Below are 17,131 nucleotides of genomic sequence, written 5' to 3' on the forward strand. Positions count from 1 at the left end.
AGCGACTGGCTGCGGCAGGATCTGTGGACGAGGTTGTCGCCGTGCTCCGTGACACGGCGCGTGCGGCTGTCGGGGCGGAGGGTGTCGCAGTCATCATTGAGCATGACGGTCGTTGTTCTTATGTGGCCGAAGATGCGGTCTCTCCGCTCTGGCAAGGCCAGACTTTTCCGGCTGACCACTGCATTTCAGGGTGGGTCATGCATCACGGTGAGACGGTCGCCATCCGTGACGTCCGGCTTGATCCGCGCATCCCGCAGGACGCCTATGCGCCGACTTTCGTCCGTAGCCTCGTCATGGTGCCTATTGGCAGGCCTGTAGCGGTCGCGGCACTTGGCGCCTACTGGTCTGACATTCGTACCCACGACCCCGATACGATCAAACGGCTGGAAAGCCTGGCGCGTCTGGCGACGATTGCCATCGAGAATGCGCGCCTTACTCAGGCACGCAATCGCGCCGCCGCACTCGGGGCCGCACAAAACCGCATCCTGAAACTGGCTGTAGAAGAGACACCCCTCAACTTCGCGCTGGATGCAATCGTCCGCGAGGTGGAAGCGTTGTCCACGTCTCGTTTCCTGGGCAGCATCCTGCTCCTCAGCGAGGAGGGTCAGCAACTGCAGCATTTCGCAGGGCCGAGCCTTCCCGACGCATTCAACGGCGCCGTCAAAGGCAGCATCATCAGCCCGAGTCTTGGCTCCTGCAGCCGTGCGGCCCTCAGGAACGAGCCGGTGTTTGGGGCCGATATCGCGAATGACCCGCTTTGGGCCGATCTGCGGGAGTTGGCCATTGCCCATGGCCTGCACGCCTGTTGGTCCATCTCGATCCGTTCGGCACAGGGCGCCGTGCTCGGCACTTTTGTCATGTTCCACCCTGAGCCACGCGAGCCGCTGTCGTCGGATATCGAGATCGTCGACTTTGTTGTCCATACGGTCGGGCTCGTTGTGCACCGTGCTCAAGCGAAGGCCGCGATCCAGATCAGTGAGGCGCGCTACCGCCAGATCGTCGAGGGTTCGGAAGACTTTGCGATTATCACCTTTGATGCGAAAGGCGCTGTGACGGGGTGGAACATCGGTGCCCAGCGTGTCGTCGGCTACTCCGTCGATGAGGCAGTGGGCCGCGAGGGCGATCTCTTCTATACAGACGATGACCAGGCCGCGCGTGTATTCCAGCGCGAGCTCGAACTCGCCAGACAGCAAGGTCGGGCTGTCAACGAACGCTGGCACGTTCGCAAGGACGGTACGCGCTTCTGGGGTTCGGGACTGATGATGCCGCTCGCTATGAATCACGGCGGCTTTATGAAGATCTTCCGTGACCGCACGGCGGAGCACCACGCAGAAGCGGCGCTGCAAGAAAGCACGGCACGACTGCGCTTTTTTGATGAGCTGGACAGCCAGCTTTTCAGCATCCATCGAGCTGAAGACGCGATGCTTGCCGCGACCGAGCTGCTTGGACGAAAGCTAAACGTCTCGCGCTGCGCCTACGCGGATGTTGATATCGATCACGACCGATTCTGGATTCGCAGTGACTACAACGCGCCCGGCGTCCAGAGCTCTGTCGGAACCTATAGCCTCGACCTTTTTGGCCCTCGGGCTGCGGATGATATGCGCGCTGGCAGCACCTTGATCATTCGCGACGTCAGCGCAGAGATTAGCCGGGGCGGGGGGCTTGAGGCCTTTCAAACCATCGGTGTCGAGGCGATCATCTGTTGCCCGCTGGTAAGGGACGGTCGACTGACGGCGATGATGGCGGTTCATCAAAATCAGCCTCGAGACTGGTCTTTTTCTGAAATATCCCTGGTCAGGGAAGTCGTCGAGCGCTGCTGGGCGTATGTCGAACGGGTGGGTGCCGAGGCTCGCCTGCGTGAGAGCGAGGAGCGACTGCGCCTTGCTGTCGAAAGCGCCGATGTGGGCTTCTGGGATGTTGATCTCGTTCATGACACGCTGATCTGGCCGCCACAAACCAAGGCGATGTTTGGCATTTCGTCTGACGTGCAGGTCACGTTGCAAGACTTCTACGACGGTGTGCATCCCGAGGATCGACAGGCAACGATCGAGGCCTTTGAAGCGGCTGTCGATCCTGACCGCCGCGCGCTCTACGAAGTGGACTATCGAACGATTGGCCGGGAAGACGGCATCGTCCGTTGGGTGGCGGCCAAGGGACGGGCCGTGTTCGATGCGGCTGGCCGCTGCCTGCGTTTTACCGGCACTGCGGTTGATGTCACCGCCCGCAAGGCCGCCGAGGAGGAGTTACGGGAACTCAATGCCACGCTCGAAGCAAGGATCGCCAGAGCCATCGCCGAGCGGGAAGAAGTTCAGCAGGCGTTGCGCCAGAGTCAGAAGATGGAAGCGATGGGGCAGCTCACCGGCGGCGTAGCCCATGACTTCAACAACCTGCTCACCCCGATCGTCGGCACGCTCGACATGCTTCAGCGAAGAAACGTAGGTGGCGAGCGAGAGCAGCGGCTGATCTCCGGTGCTTTGCAATCTGCCGATCGCGCTAAAACGCTTGTGCAGAGGCTGCTTGCCTTCGCGCGCCGTCAACCGCTTCAGGCCGTCCCGGTCGATGTGTCGAAGCTGGTGAGCGACATGGGCGATCTCGTGGCCAGCACTACCGGTCCGCAAATCAAGGTAGTCGTCGATGCAACAGAGGATCTGCCTGCAGCGATGGCGGATCCAAACCAGCTCGAAATGGCACTCCTCAATCTCTCTGTCAACGCGCGCGACGCGATGCTTGAGGGTGGGACGATGCGGATATCTGCAAGAACGGAGGTTGTCTGCACGGGGCACCGTTCGAAGCTCCCGGCTGGCGAATATGTCTGCCTGTCTGTCGCGGACACCGGCACGGGGATGGACGCGACCACGCTCGCTCGGGCGGTAGAACCGTTCTTTTCAACCAAGGGCGTCGGGAAGGGGACTGGTCTGGGTCTCTCGATGGTGCATGGGCTGGCGTCCCAGTTGAACGGCGCGCTGACGATTCAGAGCTCGCCTGGTCTGGGAACAAACGTGGAGCTCTGGCTTCCACGCAGCATGACCGTGCCGACAGCAGCCGTGCGCACTGTCGAAACTCCAGAGCGACAATCGGTGCGTGGCGTCGCGTTACTGGTCGACGATGAAGAGCTTGTGCGCGCAAGCACTTCGGACATGCTGGTCGACCTGGGCTACCGCGTCATCGAGGCCGCGTCAGGCGAGGAAGCAGTGCAACTGCTGGACGCGGGGCAGCCGTTCAACCTGATCGTGACGGATCACCTCATGCCTGGCATGAGTGGCACCGATTTGGCCAGGGTGGTGCGTACATCCCGGCCTGAGGTTGCGATCCTCCTGGTCTCTGGCTATGCCGAGCGTGAAGGGCTTGACGCAGATATCCCGCGCCTCAATAAACCGTTCCGCAAGGATGAGCTGGCGGCCAGTCTGGCGCAGCTCGGCGGAGAGTCCTGAGACGGCAGCAGCCAGAGGTCAGGTAACCGGGGTAACGTCATTCTGTAGTTCTCTTAAACCTTCGGGGCTTGAATAAAGGGTTTCCAGAGCAGATACCTCAGCCAGTTGCTGCGCCGAAAGTGCTTTTTCTTCCTCCTCAAGCTGCACGCGCAGGTTGTCTGCCATATCGCTCGGCAGCCCATGTTTTAGCGCCACACGCAACAGCCCGCATGCCTTGACTTTGTTACGTTCGAAACCCCGGCCATTATCGAGATGAAAGGCGAGCACAACCATTGCGTGAGCGTTGCTTTGTGCTGCCGCCTTCAAAAACCAGTGATTTGCCAGCGGGTAATTGAACGCGACATCACCGCCACTACTGTACAGGTGGCCAAGGGCGTACTGCGCTTTAACCCTGCCCTGCTCAGCTGCACGGGTATACCACTGCAATGCCGCGGAAGGGTCTTTGGGAGTGCCAGTGCCATGTAAAGTGGCCGCTCCCAACATCTCGTATGCAAGGCTGTTCCCTGAGTTTGCCGCCTCGGTGAGCAGTTTCACTGCGTGTTGAGCGTCTACTTGAGTACCTTTGCCAAAGAAATAAAGCGTAGCCAGAAGTGCTTTGGCCTCGGCATCGCCTTGCGCGCTAGCCTTGGTGGCCCATTTGAAAGCTTCCTGGTGGTCTTTCTCAACGCCGCTACCTTTGAAATAAAGGGCCGCGAGCTCTTGTTGAGCTTTGGCATGACCTTGCTCTGCCGCCTTGCTGAACCACGTTGCCGCTTTGCCAAAATCTGTTTGGGTCGCTACGCCTGCGATGGTTGCAACGCCCATAAAATATTCGGCATCTGCGTTCCCGCGTTCGGCCGATTCAGTTACCCACTGAAGGCCTTTGGCTCGATCAATGTCGACACCACGGCCATAGAAATGAATGAGGCCAAGCTTGTACTGTGCAACAGGATCACCTTCTTCCGCCGCGCGTGAATACCAATCTATGGCTTTGCCAGGATTTTTTCCAACTACGAGGCCATCTTCATAGGCCGAGGCAATCAAGACAGTGACGCTGTACGGGCTGCGCCACAAGGTGATGATGAAGGTGACAAAAAGAAATGCCGCAACGCAAAGGCATAGAGCAACTAAAGACCGGCGCAATTTTGAATCCATCCGTGAAGCGTGGGGAGGGAGTTTATCGAAGCTTGTTGAGGTGTTGGTGCCTGCTTGTCACGAAAGGCTGATACTGATCCAGGACGGATATCCAACTGGATCTGCGGATAACTAATTAATATCGTGTCGGCAGTGGCTCTCCTGCCTCAATGAGTGAGAAAACAAAGTCAGGATCTGTCTGGCCCCAGTATTTGAATAAAAGGCGAGGTTCGAGGTCTCCAAAAACCTGCTCTACGAGGCTTTCAATAGGGGCGACCAGTTTGGGGTTCGCCCATTGCTGTGCGAGAACACCAATTTGTTTGCTTGGCGCGCAGATAACCCAAGTCGCTTTATCCCCACTGATGCCTGGCAAGTAATGCATGTTTTGTATGGCGTCGAACAGTGCTCGCAGTGTTGCAGTCGGACCGAGCTCGATGGAGCTGGCATGGCTGCTCAGATCGTCTCCTGCATGGACGCTGTCTCGATCAATGGCAATTACCAGCATCATGCTCCCTTCATTGATATGGATTCAGGCTAGCCAGCGTATGGGGCTGAGTGGCGAGTTGTCTACAGTCCGCTTCTGGACCTGTGCGCGCAAAAACACCTCTGGACGCGCAGCGGCCTGTCGAGATAATGGCTGTGTGCTCCGCGACGGGTAATACTCAACTGAGTGCTGAAGATTTGAACATCAAGGGAGAGTGGCACCGATCCCCGGGAGCTTCTGAAAGTGCGTTAAACGCGCTACGAGCGTCTGTGCCACAAATGCTTCCTGATGAGTATTACCTGTTGCTGAGCTTGAGCAATGGTGGCGAGGGCCCCTTGCCTGTAAGCCCGTTTAACTTCGTCCTTGATGCTGTGGAGGTTGTGCTCGATCCCTGGCAGATTTGGTGTTATGCGCAGGTAGCTCCAAATATGTTGTGTTCGGGAGCAATGGCGGCGGTGAGATTGTGGCTTTCGATCTCAGAGGAAAATCACCACCCTGACCTATCATTTGTTTCGACGCGATAGCTTCAGCAGAGTCGCTGTTTAGTATCGCGGAAGACTTTACAACGTTCGTATTGCTGATAGGGGGGTATGGTTGAGCATGAGGCTCGAACCGGAGCTATCCGTTTACGCCCGATTGCGAACTTTCCTGAAGGGCTGCAAGCAACCCGTTGTGGCCATTCATCATCCAGGATCGGGAGATGCGAACACCGCTTAATTCACCCACCCACCCACCCAGCGCCGCGCTGGCCTTGGGCAACTGAATGCTCATATCAACTTGGAAGAAATGGGATTTACACCTGCACAGCACATTGACGAACTTGAGCAATCAGTTAAAAATATCTATCGCTGAATACGCTAAAAAGCGGTTGAACAGGAAACTTTTCTGGTTGAATGCCCCATCAGTTTAAAAGTGGTTCTTCTGTAGACAAAACTCTAACCAGACGCTCAAGCCGGTCGCTTCGTTTGCGGGCGGGCTAAATGTTGTCCCTTAACCAAATGTCAAGCTGTTAAAGTGGAGCCACACAACATGGGAATGACAGAGATTCTAATAAGCTTTTTCGTGGGTGCCGCCGCCAGTGCGGTCATAAGCGCAGTAGTTTATTTTCTTCAAAAGAAGACTGATACCGTACTCGTGTCGGCATCAGAGCTGCACACTCAATCACTCGAGTTAATAAAAGAGACTCAGCAGCTGCACACCTTAAGAACTGCCATATTGCGCAATCAGCAAGACATGCAGACAGAAATTTTAAGGGTTGGCGAGCATTTGTCTCATCACATAAAGGAGCAAATTGAAGACCTTGTATTGAGCACCAATCATCCTGATTTTTTTGTTTCCCCAACAGCACTTAATTTGACGCCCCCACGCAATACGCAGGATCCTGATACACCTGTAATTGGTGATTTAATAATTAACAAAAACAAGATTTCGCACGGGGAGCAAATCGGAATAATGTTTAGGGTGAATGATGATAAATGGAATTTCCCGGTTCCCTCTGGTGCAACTATTCAGCACCCTGGCGGCACACTTACGCCGAATAGAGTAACCGCTAAGTATATGAATTTTGAAGTCGTCATGCCTGCGGAAGGACGCCAGTGCGAAATAACATTTCTGTTGGCTGATGAAGCTGGCAACCACAACACGCAGAAAATTTTAATTCTTATAAAGAACTAATTCATCCCTGAATACTGGATTCTTCGATGAACAGAACAGGAAAGTGGTCGAAGCGCGGATTCTCAATGTCGGAGCCTTTGCACCAAAGCGCTTGTTGGGTGATAAAGAAGCGTTTTCCATTGAGGGCGAAGCCATGGCTTGGGAGCTTGCGGCTCTTGCGGTCCATCATCTGAATGCACTGGGTTGTTACCGAGCGCCCACGCCGCCTGATGGGCCGACCATTTTTCTGGCCATCACGGAGTTGAAACGCATCAGCCAGTGATGCGTTGAATACCAGAACAAGGGCAATACTTTTGATGTCGATGGCAAGGGCAGGCTAGTCCAAGAAGGTCAGCAATAGCACCACACGCCTTCAATCAGTCAGCAGATGGTGCCAATACTATAGGTGCCTGTATGGCTGGAATTTCTTTGCCCGCAGGCACCAGAAAGGGATCGTTTATGCGCAGGCCCCTCAATGCGGACACCACGAGACTGTCGATCACCGGATCGCCGCAGCTCTTGACCAGATACTTCTTGGGGTAGGGCTGGCCAGCTTCAAACTGGTAACCCACGGTGACCGTCAAGGTCTGGCCGGATCCCTTGATATGTTCGAACACATTAGAGCTCAACAACAGGTCGCGCTGTTGGCGAATCAAATGTTCGGTCCACAAGCTGTTGTATTTCTGCATTTGCCCGGCGTCGAGTTCCAGCCCTTTCGACAACAGTGGTCGCATGGCCTGCCACGCTGCGTCGCCATACTTCTGCGTCGTCTCAATGTACAGCTTCAAGGCCCCAGGACTGTCCTTAGCACCGCCCTGGCCTTGCTCCATCATCCCACCCAGCGCTACCACGCCGCCTCGCCCCGCCAACCGGAAGTCATCGCGGGCTTTAACCGGATCAGTCGGCTCGCCGATCCCGTCGCGCTTCATGCGACCGAGTTCGACATAGGCATAAGGGTCGTCCTTTGCTGCTTCGATATAAAGACTCCGGGCCATGCCAATGTTCTGGGCAACGCCATTGCCAGTCTCGTAAAACGTGCCAAGCACATGCCGGCACGTCGCATTACCAGCATCGCTCCCTTCCTTCACGATCTGCCACATCTCGGGTGCAACAGCCCTGCCGTAAGAGGCTTCACGGCAGGCCTTGCTCTGGCTGTCGTCTCGCGAGAAATCGAAGGTGCCAAGCGGCTTGTAAGGGTTGCGCTGATCTTCAAGGTAGCGTTCCATCGGCGTCGGTTTGTTACGCGCCTCCTTGATGTAGTCGGCAGTGCTTCTACCCATGTCGCCGAGGCTCTGGCAGCCGGTCAAGGCGACCAGCAGGGCGGTTGATACGAGGTTTCGGGTCATGCTTTACCTGCATCCATACGCGCTCGGTGATAGCCCGTACGAGTGATCCATTGGTGGCTTGGTGTGGCCTCAGGGCCAGAGGTATAGGGGGCGGAGTCTACCTTTCTTACGTGAAGCTCACAATTATCCAGCGCTGGCGCATGAAGTTTCGCCAACTACGTGGAGCGAGTCCGTGGCCCGGTGTTTAGAGTCTTATCGGAGACGCGGGGCTAACTCCAGTAACACGTGTGATACAGCCCAATATTTGTTAATCAGGTTCTTGGATATTGTCTAGTCTCTATACCACTGTTGGCTCCGTGCTACCTCGTGCTCCATGGAGGTTTTATGCGCTACAAAATTCTCATATCTTTTTCGATTGTGATCGCAGGGTTTGTGACCATTATGTGGTGGCGCGGAGCTTCGAAGCCAGAAGCGGGGACCATGTTGAAAGCATGGTCGGAAAGTATACAGAACCTCGGCGTTCGAGCGATCTATCCTTTGCAAGAGAGTTTATACCCAGGGAATATGCTCCTGGTCCCTACGTATCCTGATAAAATTAATTGGTTTGAGGAAAAGCCTGCAGTTTTTTACACTAAGTACATTGTTAGAATCGGTTCGCTTGATCTTTGTCAGTTGTATTTGTCACTCAGGAATGCACCTGAAATTCCGCCCGTTTCCGGCTACGAACCTAATGGTGGTGAGTCAGTCGGAGGGAAACCATTCACTCCATGGCAGCCAACTGAAATAAAATACTCACACTTCAAATGCAGTGACTACACAGGTGCTGATTTTAGGGTCAATCGCGTCATGGCGTTCCCTGCTTTTCAGTTTGGATCACTCGCCGAGTCGGGTATTAGCGGTAATATATTGAGCGGAGTGACTGGCCTATTGGGGAGTCTGGTGGGAAATGATGAGTATCGGATGACGGTTTCGATTCCTAGCGCCACGGTTATCAGGGTTGATTTACATTACCTCCTGTCAGCCTTAAATAGTTATAGCTACAGCACGGCAGGAGGGGTTAAAGATGTGCAGGTTATTTTAGCGCGAATGATGAATGTTCAGACCGTCAGCGATAAGAACGGTCATCGCTCCTTGCCTGAGTTGCTCGTTGTGACGGAAGTTTATTATGCGAATGCCATAGATATTTCCATTGTGAGCTCGGCTGCTAAGGCGTCGAATCTCTCAGTTAACACCCAGGCACTGGTTGAACGGTTTGACCAGCTCAAAGACTTGCGCGATCAGCTAAAAATCATGAAGGGTGAAGTTACTCCGCCGCAAGGTAACCATGAGTCTACTGTGGACGCTCAGACGGAGGCCATGAAGGCGCTTGCCCAGCAAATAGCTGAAAAAGAGAATGAGGTTGATAGGCTGTCTAAAGCTATTTTACCGGGAGTTCCCGGCGTTACGGGGTCGGTGAAGTCGGTCTCCAACTCGGGTGTCACCTTGACACAGGTATTTCCGAGACCGATGGCGTTTGGATACCGTGCGATAGGATTCAAGCCGGAGGAGTATTTAAGGATGCATTGATGGTGCTTGCATTTTTATTTTTTCTGGCTATAAGAATAAACAGTCTTCTTTTTTTAAACCACTCCGTCGTCCCGAGTGTTTCAAGAAGTTTACAGTCAACGTCTGGCTTAACTTTCTGCGCCTCGGGAATTCTCTATGCCCAAAAAAATGTTGATCTTGGCGTTTCTGGCGGCGACCAACCTTGTGATGGCAGCGTGTCAATCAAAGCTGCCTCAACAGCATCTTGAACAGGTTGCAAAAGACTGGAGTATGACGGTTCGAGCTGCACAAGTAATGCCGATTTATCCCTTGGAAGAGTACATACTTCCCGGCGATCTTTATCTGTCACATCAATCCGTTGATGCGGAAATTGAAACCTGGAAAGAAAAAGGTTTCCTGCCACTTGTCAATCGGGACAATTACATTCCCATCAGCACGACTTACTACAACGAGTATTACTCACGTGCAGCGTCTGAAAACCGGCCGTCTTTTGCACACCCTCCCGCGGCAGCATTTCCCAGCTATAGCTTCACCGTTGACAGTCGTGGGTCAGCGGGGTTTGCGCTCCCGCTCGCTTCCGTGCCCATTGCACTGTCCGCCGCTGGAGCGCAAGGCGCTACAGGGTCTGTAGTTCTAAAAGGTGCTACAAGCCTGGGGTTACCTAACCAAAAAATGGATGAAATTGTTCAAGCATGGGCCCGCGCGCCCCTTAACAAAGCCTGGCTGAGTCGTGCCTCAAAATTGACGTCTTCTCCCCCAATGTTAAGAGTCATCACTCGTGTGTTCAGCATAACGGGAGCGACGGTTTCACTTACATTCAGCGCTGTCTCTGGAGGATCACTGAATGTAGGTGCTCCCGCAAGCACCCCTGACCTCGTCAGTACTTCTTCCGCCAGCTATGATGCGCTCATAAGCAATCTCAATACTCAGGTCGCACTAAAAACCGGTTCAAATGTTGGCGACTTACCGACTGCACCTGATGAGTCTGACGTAATAAGCAAGGATCCTGAGTTGGCGGCATTGCAGGCAGACATTGAATTAATTAAACGTCTAAAAACTCAACAACAACTTCAAGCCCTAAGACAACAGATTTCCAGTGCGGCCATGGAAAGCAAGTTTGGTGGTTATCTTCTCCCCGGCGCTTCGATAAAAATAGCCTCTCGTTCTGAACGCGGAGTCACGATGGATGAAACATTCAAAAAACCGTTGGTCATTGGATATTGGGCATCTCAATATCTGGTCAGGCGAGACGGTGGTCTCATTCCTGCTGGGGAGGTCCAAGAGGTTATTGACAATCCAAAGCTTTATAAAGAATTAGAAGCCAGGGCTTATGAGATTTCACACGCAACGCCGGGATCATCACCTGTAGATTCTGGCGTGCCAGACGCAGCCCCATTTACAAAACCCTAAATAGGCAGGCAACTCCATGAGCCAGATTTTTGAAAAAAATTCAAACATCATTTGTGCCCTAATCGACCTAAATGACGGTAATGCGGAAGATGCAATATTTGATATGCTTCTTGAATCTGGAGCTGCAAAAAACTGGAGTTATAAAGTATTTTGGGCTACTTCAAATAGGTCCAGTAAAATCATAACGCTCTGCAAGACTCTGAGTACATCTGGAAAGGTAAAAATACTTATTGAAATTCCTGAAGATCTACTGAACACCCGAAAAGAGCAAGCATCTGCGGCCGGCTTCACTCAATACACAGTGAGTACAGGCAACTCTCACGCTATGATTTATTTCTAAGCATCTGCTAAGGACCTCTGGGCGCAAACTCCCCATCTTGAACACCTACACACTGCCTGTTCGCCTGCGTTTGCTGTTCCTTGCCTTCGCTCGTGACGGTCTACACACGCTGGGCCGGTTTCTTTTTTCTCAGGGCAGCTAATCTTCAGGCTGCAACTGGGCTCAAAGAAGAGCAGTCCAGCGTATCGTATCGCTATCGGCCTCAATGAAATTTGGCAGCCGTTACGCAATACATCCCTGTTCTTGTGGTCTTTACAGCGACTCTGCAAAGGACAGGCTCCATGTCAATTCGCTCCACGCTCTGCTTGCTGGCCCTGCCGTTGTTCGCAGGCTGCCAATTTCTCCCCCACACAAACTATTTCATCGCACCTGAAAACGAGGCCAATCCTGCCTGGATACGCATCGTCAACTTCACTCAGCATGCCGATATTTATCAATCCGAAAACGGTGTGCGTTCGGGGGGCGTCATACGCAGCGGGCCATTTCCGTTCACTCATACGCAGGATGAAGGGATGCCCAAAGCAGGACAAGACCTGACGTGGGACTACTTTGAGACACGAATCCGGCCCGGTATCGAAACGAAGGTGGGTATGTTCTGGGAGGGTTCGCGCACCCGGTCTTGCTACGTCACAACGAAGTTCACACCCCAGGCCGGGCGTTATTATCAATTCAGGCTGACCTCCGGTTCAGGAGGTACCTGCACGTTGTACCCCTCGCTGATCGAGCGCGACAAAGACGGGACCGGATGGCATCTCACTCCTAACCCGAATGTGACTTACGACGGCGACGGGCCTACGGCCAAAACGCATTACAGCAACAGTCGCTTCGAGGATCCTAAGTACCAGCCACCTCCTGAGCTCTATCCCGGAACGGATGTCAGGTAGTGGGCTAGCTGAATGGCCACCGTAAGCCCCGGTGACGCGATAGCGTTGGCGGCGGGTGGGGTGAGTGCCGTGTTGCTGGGTGGCTTGCTCGTCGCGTCCATTGTGCCGATCTGGCTCTAGATTATGTCTCGGCTGGCTCTCGCGAATTAATGACAGACTGATCGCCAGCAAGTGTCAGATTATCTAATTCTTTGCAGGAGCTGCCGAAGGCTGCGAAGCATTCATCCTGACACGCCGCCATCGCAGCCTTCGGCAGTTCCTACAGATACAGTGTTTGCTGCAGGACCGTGCGGGGGCTGCTCAGGGATTGGGTTCAATTCAGGTGATTAGTGGTTTTCAGGTTGTACGATAACTACTAGGCTGATGCCGTCTTGAATGCTGGACTCAAATAACAAGGAGCGTGAAATGCGCCAACTGAACGAAGCGCTGATGCAGGCTATTGAGCAGGTCGTTGGTCCTGCCGGTTTGATCAGTAACGCCGAAGACATGCACAGTTATCTCAGTGATTGGCGCAACGCCTATCGGGGGTTGGCTGCTTTGGTGGTTCGTCCGGCCAGCACCGCAGAGGTCGCCGAAGTTGTACGCCTATGTCATGAGGCCGGTGTTGCGCTGGTGCCGCAGGGGGGCAATACCGGTTTGTGTGGCGGTTCGATACCCGATGCTTCGGGCACTGAGGTGGTGCTGTCGCTGACCCGCATGAACACGATTCGCGCTATCGATCCGGCCAACGAAACCATTACGGTCGAGGCGGGCGTCATTCTGCAGCATTTGCAGGAAGCTGCCGCAGAAGCGGGGCGCCTGTTCCCGCTATCACTGGGCGCCGAGGGCAGCTGTACGGTGGGTGGCAATCTGGCTACCAATGCTGGCGGCACCGCTGTGTTGCGTTACGGCAACATGCGCGACCTCACGCTGGGGTTGGAAGTGGTTCTGCCGGACGGTCGTATATGGGACGGTCTGCGCGGGCTGCGCAAAGACAATACTGGCTACGACCTCAAGCATATGTTCATCGGCTCTGAAGGCACGTTAGGGATTATCACTGCTGCGGTGCTCAAACTGTTTCCCGCCGTGCGCAGCCTGACCACGGCGTGGGTGGCGCTGCCCAGTCCTCAGGCGGCGGTTGATTTGATTGGGCGCATGCGCGCGCTGTGTGGCGACCGTCTGACTGGTTTCGAATTGATGTCGCGGCAAAGCGTGGACTTCGTTCTGCAGCATGTGGCCGGCTGTAGTGATCTGTTCGGTCAGATTCATCCCTGGTACGTACTGATTGAACTGAGCGACACACTGGTCGATGCACCATTGGCAGAAATGCTGGAAACCGGCCTCGGCGAAGCCTTCGAACACGGTGAGGCTCTTGATGCGGTGGTCGCCAGTAACCAGGCGCAAGTTGCTGGATTATGGGCATTGCGCGAGGGGATTTCGGAGGCGCAGAACCATGAAGGCCCCAGCCTGAAACACGATATCAGCGTACCTGTCAGCAGTATCCCAGCGTTCGTTGAGGCAACGGATCGCAAGCTGTTGGCGGCTTTTCCAGGCGTGCGAATCGTTTCTTACGGGCACGTGGGCGACGGAAATCTGCATTACAACATCAGCAAACCACTTGGTGCCGAGGATGCTCCGTTCAAGGCGCAGGCTGAGGCGATTATGCATGTCATCTACGAGGCGACCATGGCGTTCACAGGCAGCATCAGCGCTGAGCACGGCCTGGGTCAGGCCAAACGTGAGGCTGCGCAACTGTATAAAGCGCCGCTGGAGCTGGAACTGATGCGTACCCTTAAACAGGCGCTGGACCCAAGCGGCATGATGAACCCCGGCAAGATGCTTTCCTGAACGACTGCCTTCCCGGCTAAATCCGCTCCCACGGGCTCAGCGCCAAACCGGTAGGAGCGAACTTGTTCGCGAGACGATATTCCTGAGTTTGCAGAACCGAAGCCTCGCGAACAAGTTCGCTCCTGCCAAGGGCGCAGAGCCTTCAGACTCTGAGCGGAGGGTTACCCCTCGCAGAACCTCAGCCGATTGCCGAACGGGTCATAAACCTGCAGCTCTTTACCCCAGCCCTGCTCGACAATATCCGGCCGCCCGAATCCATAACGTTTGGCTTGTAATTCATCGCGAAGTAGTTCGATGTTCTGCGTGGGGATGAAGACTGTGGCGCCGGGGCTGGCATCGCCGTGGTGTTCGGAAAGGTGCAGTTGCAGGCCGTTGCGGGTTATCCCCAGATAGAGCGGCAAGTCTGCTTCGAACCGGTGTTCGAACTCGACGCTGAAACCGAGGAAGTCGAGATAAAACTCGCGTGCCTTGGCTTCGTCGAATGATCGCAGGATGGGGATTGGTTTTTCGAAAGCGATGCCCGGTTGGGCGGCTTCTTGAGGCAGTAGCGCTGACGCAGTGTTCCAGTCTTTATGGCCCAGTTGATGGGCGACCAGTTCAAGTGCTGCGGAGTGGGAAATGTCCTGGCCGGACGTGGCCAGATCGGCGCGCAGGCGCTTGGCCATTTGCTTGGCTTGTTCGATTGAAAACATCGTTCCTCCAGTAGTCGAGGCATTCTGGTGCTCGCGTTGCCAAACCTGGACTATCAAGAGATGCGACAGGGTTCGGAAAAGAAAACATGCTTTCACCTTTCCCATCGGGAGCGAGCGGCAGGCAGCATTGGCCTGTGGCGATCATACACAGGCACCACCGAGGACGGAATGCAGAGGCGAAAAAAAGCCGCTGGCAAAAGTCAGCGGCTCTTCACGCTCAGGAGTTACCAGCGACCATAGCCACGGCCGTGGTCGTAATCGCGGCGGGGGCCATGATCGTAGTAGCCGCGGCGCGGTGGATCGTAGCGGCGGTACTCAACCGGGCGCACCGGAACATAGCGCACGGCCTGGTATTGCGGCTGATAACGCGGCTGTGGCCGATACTCTTGATAGCGCGGGCGGTCATGGTCCCGGCTTGAGTTGCTGATCACAGTGGCCAGGACCGCGCCCACGGCTGCACCGGCGATGACGGGGACGATCACGTCGCGCTCATTGGCGGTAGCGGCTCCGGCAACGAGCAGGCTACCGGACAGGATCAGGACTTGGGTCATCTTCGAAAACATGGTGTCTCCTTTGGCGAAAATGTGGGGGATCGCCATGGACGTATGAAACACCCATTTCATGTAAACGGAGGTCTGGATTCGGTAAAGGTTAGGTAAAGCGTGGCGTAAACGTCAGTCGCTGATCACGCTTTTGATGCGGCTGGTCAGCTCGTCCATCGAGAACGGCTTGGTCAGCAGGTGCATGCCTTGTTCCAGGTGGTCTCCCCAGCCCAGCGCGTTGTGCGCATAGCCGGTGATGAACAGCACTTTGAGGCCGGGGCGCAGGCTGCGTCCCGCGTCCGCGACCTGTCGGCCATTGATGCCGCCGGGCAGGCCAACATCGGTGACCAACAGATCAATTTGCTGGCTGGATTGCAGTACTTTCAGGCCGCTGGCGCCATCGGCCGCTTCAATGGCGGTGTAGCCCAGGTCTTCGAGCACTTCGCGGATCAGCATGCGTACCGTGTGTTCGTCGTCGATCAGCAGAACCGTTTCGCCTTTTCCGGTCGCAGGCAGAGAGGGCGGAGCAAATGGCGTGTCTGGGGTTATGGTTTCTACGCGCGACCTCGGCAGGTACAAGGTCATGGTGGTGCCCATGCCTATCACCGACTGTATCTGCACACTGCCACCGGATTGCCGCACAAAACCGTAAATCATCGACAGGCCCAGGCCTGTGCCTTCGCCCATGGGTTTGGTGGTGAAGAACGGGTCGAACGCATGGGCAATTACGTCGCTGCTCATGCCGCTGCCGGTGTCGCTGACACTCAGGGTCAGGTACTCGCCGACCGGCAGATCGTGCTCTGCGGCAGCCTTCGCTTGCAGAACGCAGTTGCCGGTGCGAATGATCAGGCTGCCCCCCGAAGCCATGGCATCGCGGGCATTGATGCAGAGATTGAGCAGGGCGTTTTCCAGTTGGTTGGGATCGACCTGAGTCAGCCACAGGTCGGCTTCGTTGTAGACCTGCACATCGATAGCGGGGCCTATGGTGCTGCGAATAAGCTCAAGCATCCCTGCGACCAGACGGTTAACGTCGGTGGCGCTGGGCTCCAGCGTCTGGCGGCGTGAAAAGGCCAGCAACCGATGCGTCAACGCGGCGGCCCGTCGAGAGGCACCCTGTGCCGCATCGAGGTAGCGATCCATTTCATCTGCGCGATTCTGGGCAACCCGCAGCCTGATCATTTCCAGGCTTCCGATGATCCCGGTGAGCAGGTTGTTGAAGTCGTGAGCCAGGCCGCCCGTCAGTTGGCCCACGGCCTCCATTTTCTGGCTTTGTCTCAGTTGCTGCTCCAGCAAACGCTGGACGGTCATCTCGATGCCGACGCCCGTACGCCGTACAGCCTGCCCCGCATTATTAAAGTAGGTATGGCCGCGAGAGAGTACCCAGCGCACGGAGCCGTCAGGATGAATGATGCGGTATTCCAGCTCGAGATCGCCGCTGTTGACCAACCCGCCCGCCATGGTTTTGCGAAGGGCCGCCAGGTCGTCGGCATGTACATTGGCGAGAAAGTCCTGACGTTTGATACCCGAGGCAGCCTGCACCGGGTCGATCCCGTACAACTCACTGATGCCCGCGTCACAGTAGAAACAGTCATTGGACACTTCGTAGGTCCAGACTCCGACACCGCTTACCGCCGACAGGGCCAGGCGGGCGAAGTCCATGGAGTCATGCAGCGCTGTTTCGTCTTCCTGCTCGGCTGTCACATCCCGAACCCCGGCCTCGCGGACTTGCATGATTCGCAGAGCGGCCTGGCGCGCGTCATCGATGCATGCGTAATGGCCGTCGCGCACCTGCGTGTCGAGCAGTGCGGAAAGTGCAAGGTCTAAAGCCAGGTCCTGGGGTGCCCGGTAGGACATGCGCAGTTCTCTGTACGGGGGAAAGTGAGCGAGTCGGCGATTATCACACAAGCGCGGGGAAAAACTGCGA

14 protein-coding genes are annotated in these 17,131 nt (G+C 55.4%); 8 read left to right on the forward strand and 6 right to left on the reverse strand.

The window, feature by feature from the left end; translation table 11 throughout:
• The first annotated feature begins 41 nt into the window (after positions 1-41).
• Positions 42-3,431 carry a PAS domain S-box protein gene (locus ACYASS_RS02275; protein WP_463585047.1) on the forward strand — a complete coding sequence of 1,130 codons (3,390 nt, stop codon included), beginning with the start codon at positions 42-44 and terminating at the stop codon, positions 3,429-3,431.
• Between the two features lie 18 nt (positions 3,432-3,449).
• On the opposite strand, the gene ACYASS_RS02280 is transcribed toward ACYASS_RS02275, so the two are convergent.
• Positions 3,450-4,565, reverse strand: coding sequence for a tetratricopeptide repeat protein (locus tag ACYASS_RS02280; protein ID WP_463584919.1), 1,116 nt, complete (start codon positions 4,563-4,565; stop codon positions 3,450-3,452).
• A 115-nt stretch (positions 4,566-4,680) separates the two neighbouring features.
• Positions 4,681-5,052: a hypothetical protein gene (locus ACYASS_RS02285; protein ID WP_463584920.1), complete on the reverse strand. Its 372-nt coding sequence runs from the start codon at positions 5,050-5,052 to the stop codon at positions 4,681-4,683.
• 1,005 nt (positions 5,053-6,057) lie between these two features.
• Between ACYASS_RS02285 and ACYASS_RS02290 the strand changes: the two genes are divergently transcribed.
• Positions 6,058-6,702 (forward strand): hypothetical protein, encoded by a 645-nt coding sequence (locus tag ACYASS_RS02290; protein WP_463584921.1) that lies wholly within the window; start codon positions 6,058-6,060, stop codon positions 6,700-6,702.
• Between the two features lie 43 nt (positions 6,703-6,745).
• Positions 6,746-6,964, forward strand: a complete 219-nt coding sequence (locus ACYASS_RS02295; protein WP_463584922.1) for a DUF6882 domain-containing protein — start codon at positions 6,746-6,748, stop codon at positions 6,962-6,964.
• Positions 6,965-7,058: 94 nt separating this feature from the next.
• Here the strand turns inward: ACYASS_RS02295 and ACYASS_RS02300 are convergent, their stop codons facing one another.
• Positions 7,059-8,027 (reverse strand): tetratricopeptide repeat protein, encoded by a 969-nt coding sequence (locus ACYASS_RS02300; RefSeq protein ID WP_463584923.1) that lies wholly within the window; start codon positions 8,025-8,027, stop codon positions 7,059-7,061.
• Positions 8,028-8,351: 324 nt separating this feature from the next.
• On the opposite strand from ACYASS_RS02300, the gene ACYASS_RS02305 reads away from it, so the two are divergent.
• The 5 genes from ACYASS_RS02305 (at position 8,352) to ACYASS_RS02325 (ending at position 13,973) form a co-directional block, all read left to right on the forward strand.
• A complete protein-coding gene (locus ACYASS_RS02305) occupies positions 8,352-9,533 on the forward strand; it encodes a hypothetical protein (RefSeq protein WP_463584924.1) in 1,182 nt (393 codons plus the stop codon).
• A 135-nt stretch (positions 9,534-9,668) separates the two neighbouring features.
• Positions 9,669-10,922, forward strand: coding sequence for a hypothetical protein (locus tag ACYASS_RS02310; RefSeq protein ID WP_463584925.1), 1,254 nt, complete (start codon positions 9,669-9,671; stop codon positions 10,920-10,922).
• Positions 10,923-10,938: 16 nt separating this feature from the next.
• On the forward strand, positions 10,939-11,262 hold the full coding sequence (locus ACYASS_RS02315; protein WP_463584926.1) for a hypothetical protein: 324 nt from the start codon (positions 10,939-10,941) through the stop codon (positions 11,260-11,262).
• 281 nt (positions 11,263-11,543) lie between these two features.
• Positions 11,544-12,146, forward strand: coding sequence for a hypothetical protein (locus tag ACYASS_RS02320; RefSeq protein WP_463584927.1), 603 nt, complete (start codon positions 11,544-11,546; stop codon positions 12,144-12,146).
• A 405-nt stretch (positions 12,147-12,551) separates the two neighbouring features.
• Entirely contained in the window at positions 12,552-13,973 is a 1,422-nt protein-coding gene (locus tag ACYASS_RS02325) for an FAD-binding oxidoreductase (protein ID WP_463584928.1), read from the forward strand.
• Positions 13,974-14,134: 161 nt separating this feature from the next.
• Here ACYASS_RS02325 and ACYASS_RS02330 read toward each other — a convergent pair whose 3' ends face one another.
• The 3 genes from ACYASS_RS02330 to ACYASS_RS02340 form a co-directional block, all read right to left on the reverse strand.
• Entirely contained in the window at positions 14,135-14,665 is a 531-nt protein-coding gene (locus ACYASS_RS02330) for a glyoxalase superfamily protein (RefSeq protein ID WP_463584929.1), read from the reverse strand.
• 224 nt (positions 14,666-14,889) lie between these two features.
• Positions 14,890-15,228, reverse strand: a complete 339-nt coding sequence (locus tag ACYASS_RS02335) for a hypothetical protein (RefSeq protein ID WP_243248052.1) — start codon at positions 15,226-15,228, stop codon at positions 14,890-14,892.
• A gap of 111 nt (positions 15,229-15,339) precedes the next feature.
• Positions 15,340-17,061 (reverse strand): ATP-binding protein, encoded by a 1,722-nt coding sequence (locus tag ACYASS_RS02340; RefSeq protein ID WP_463584930.1) that lies wholly within the window; start codon positions 17,059-17,061, stop codon positions 15,340-15,342.
• Between the last annotated feature and the right edge of the window lie 70 nt (positions 17,062-17,131).

This window comes from Pseudomonas sp. HP_14 (genome assembly GCF_055283875.1).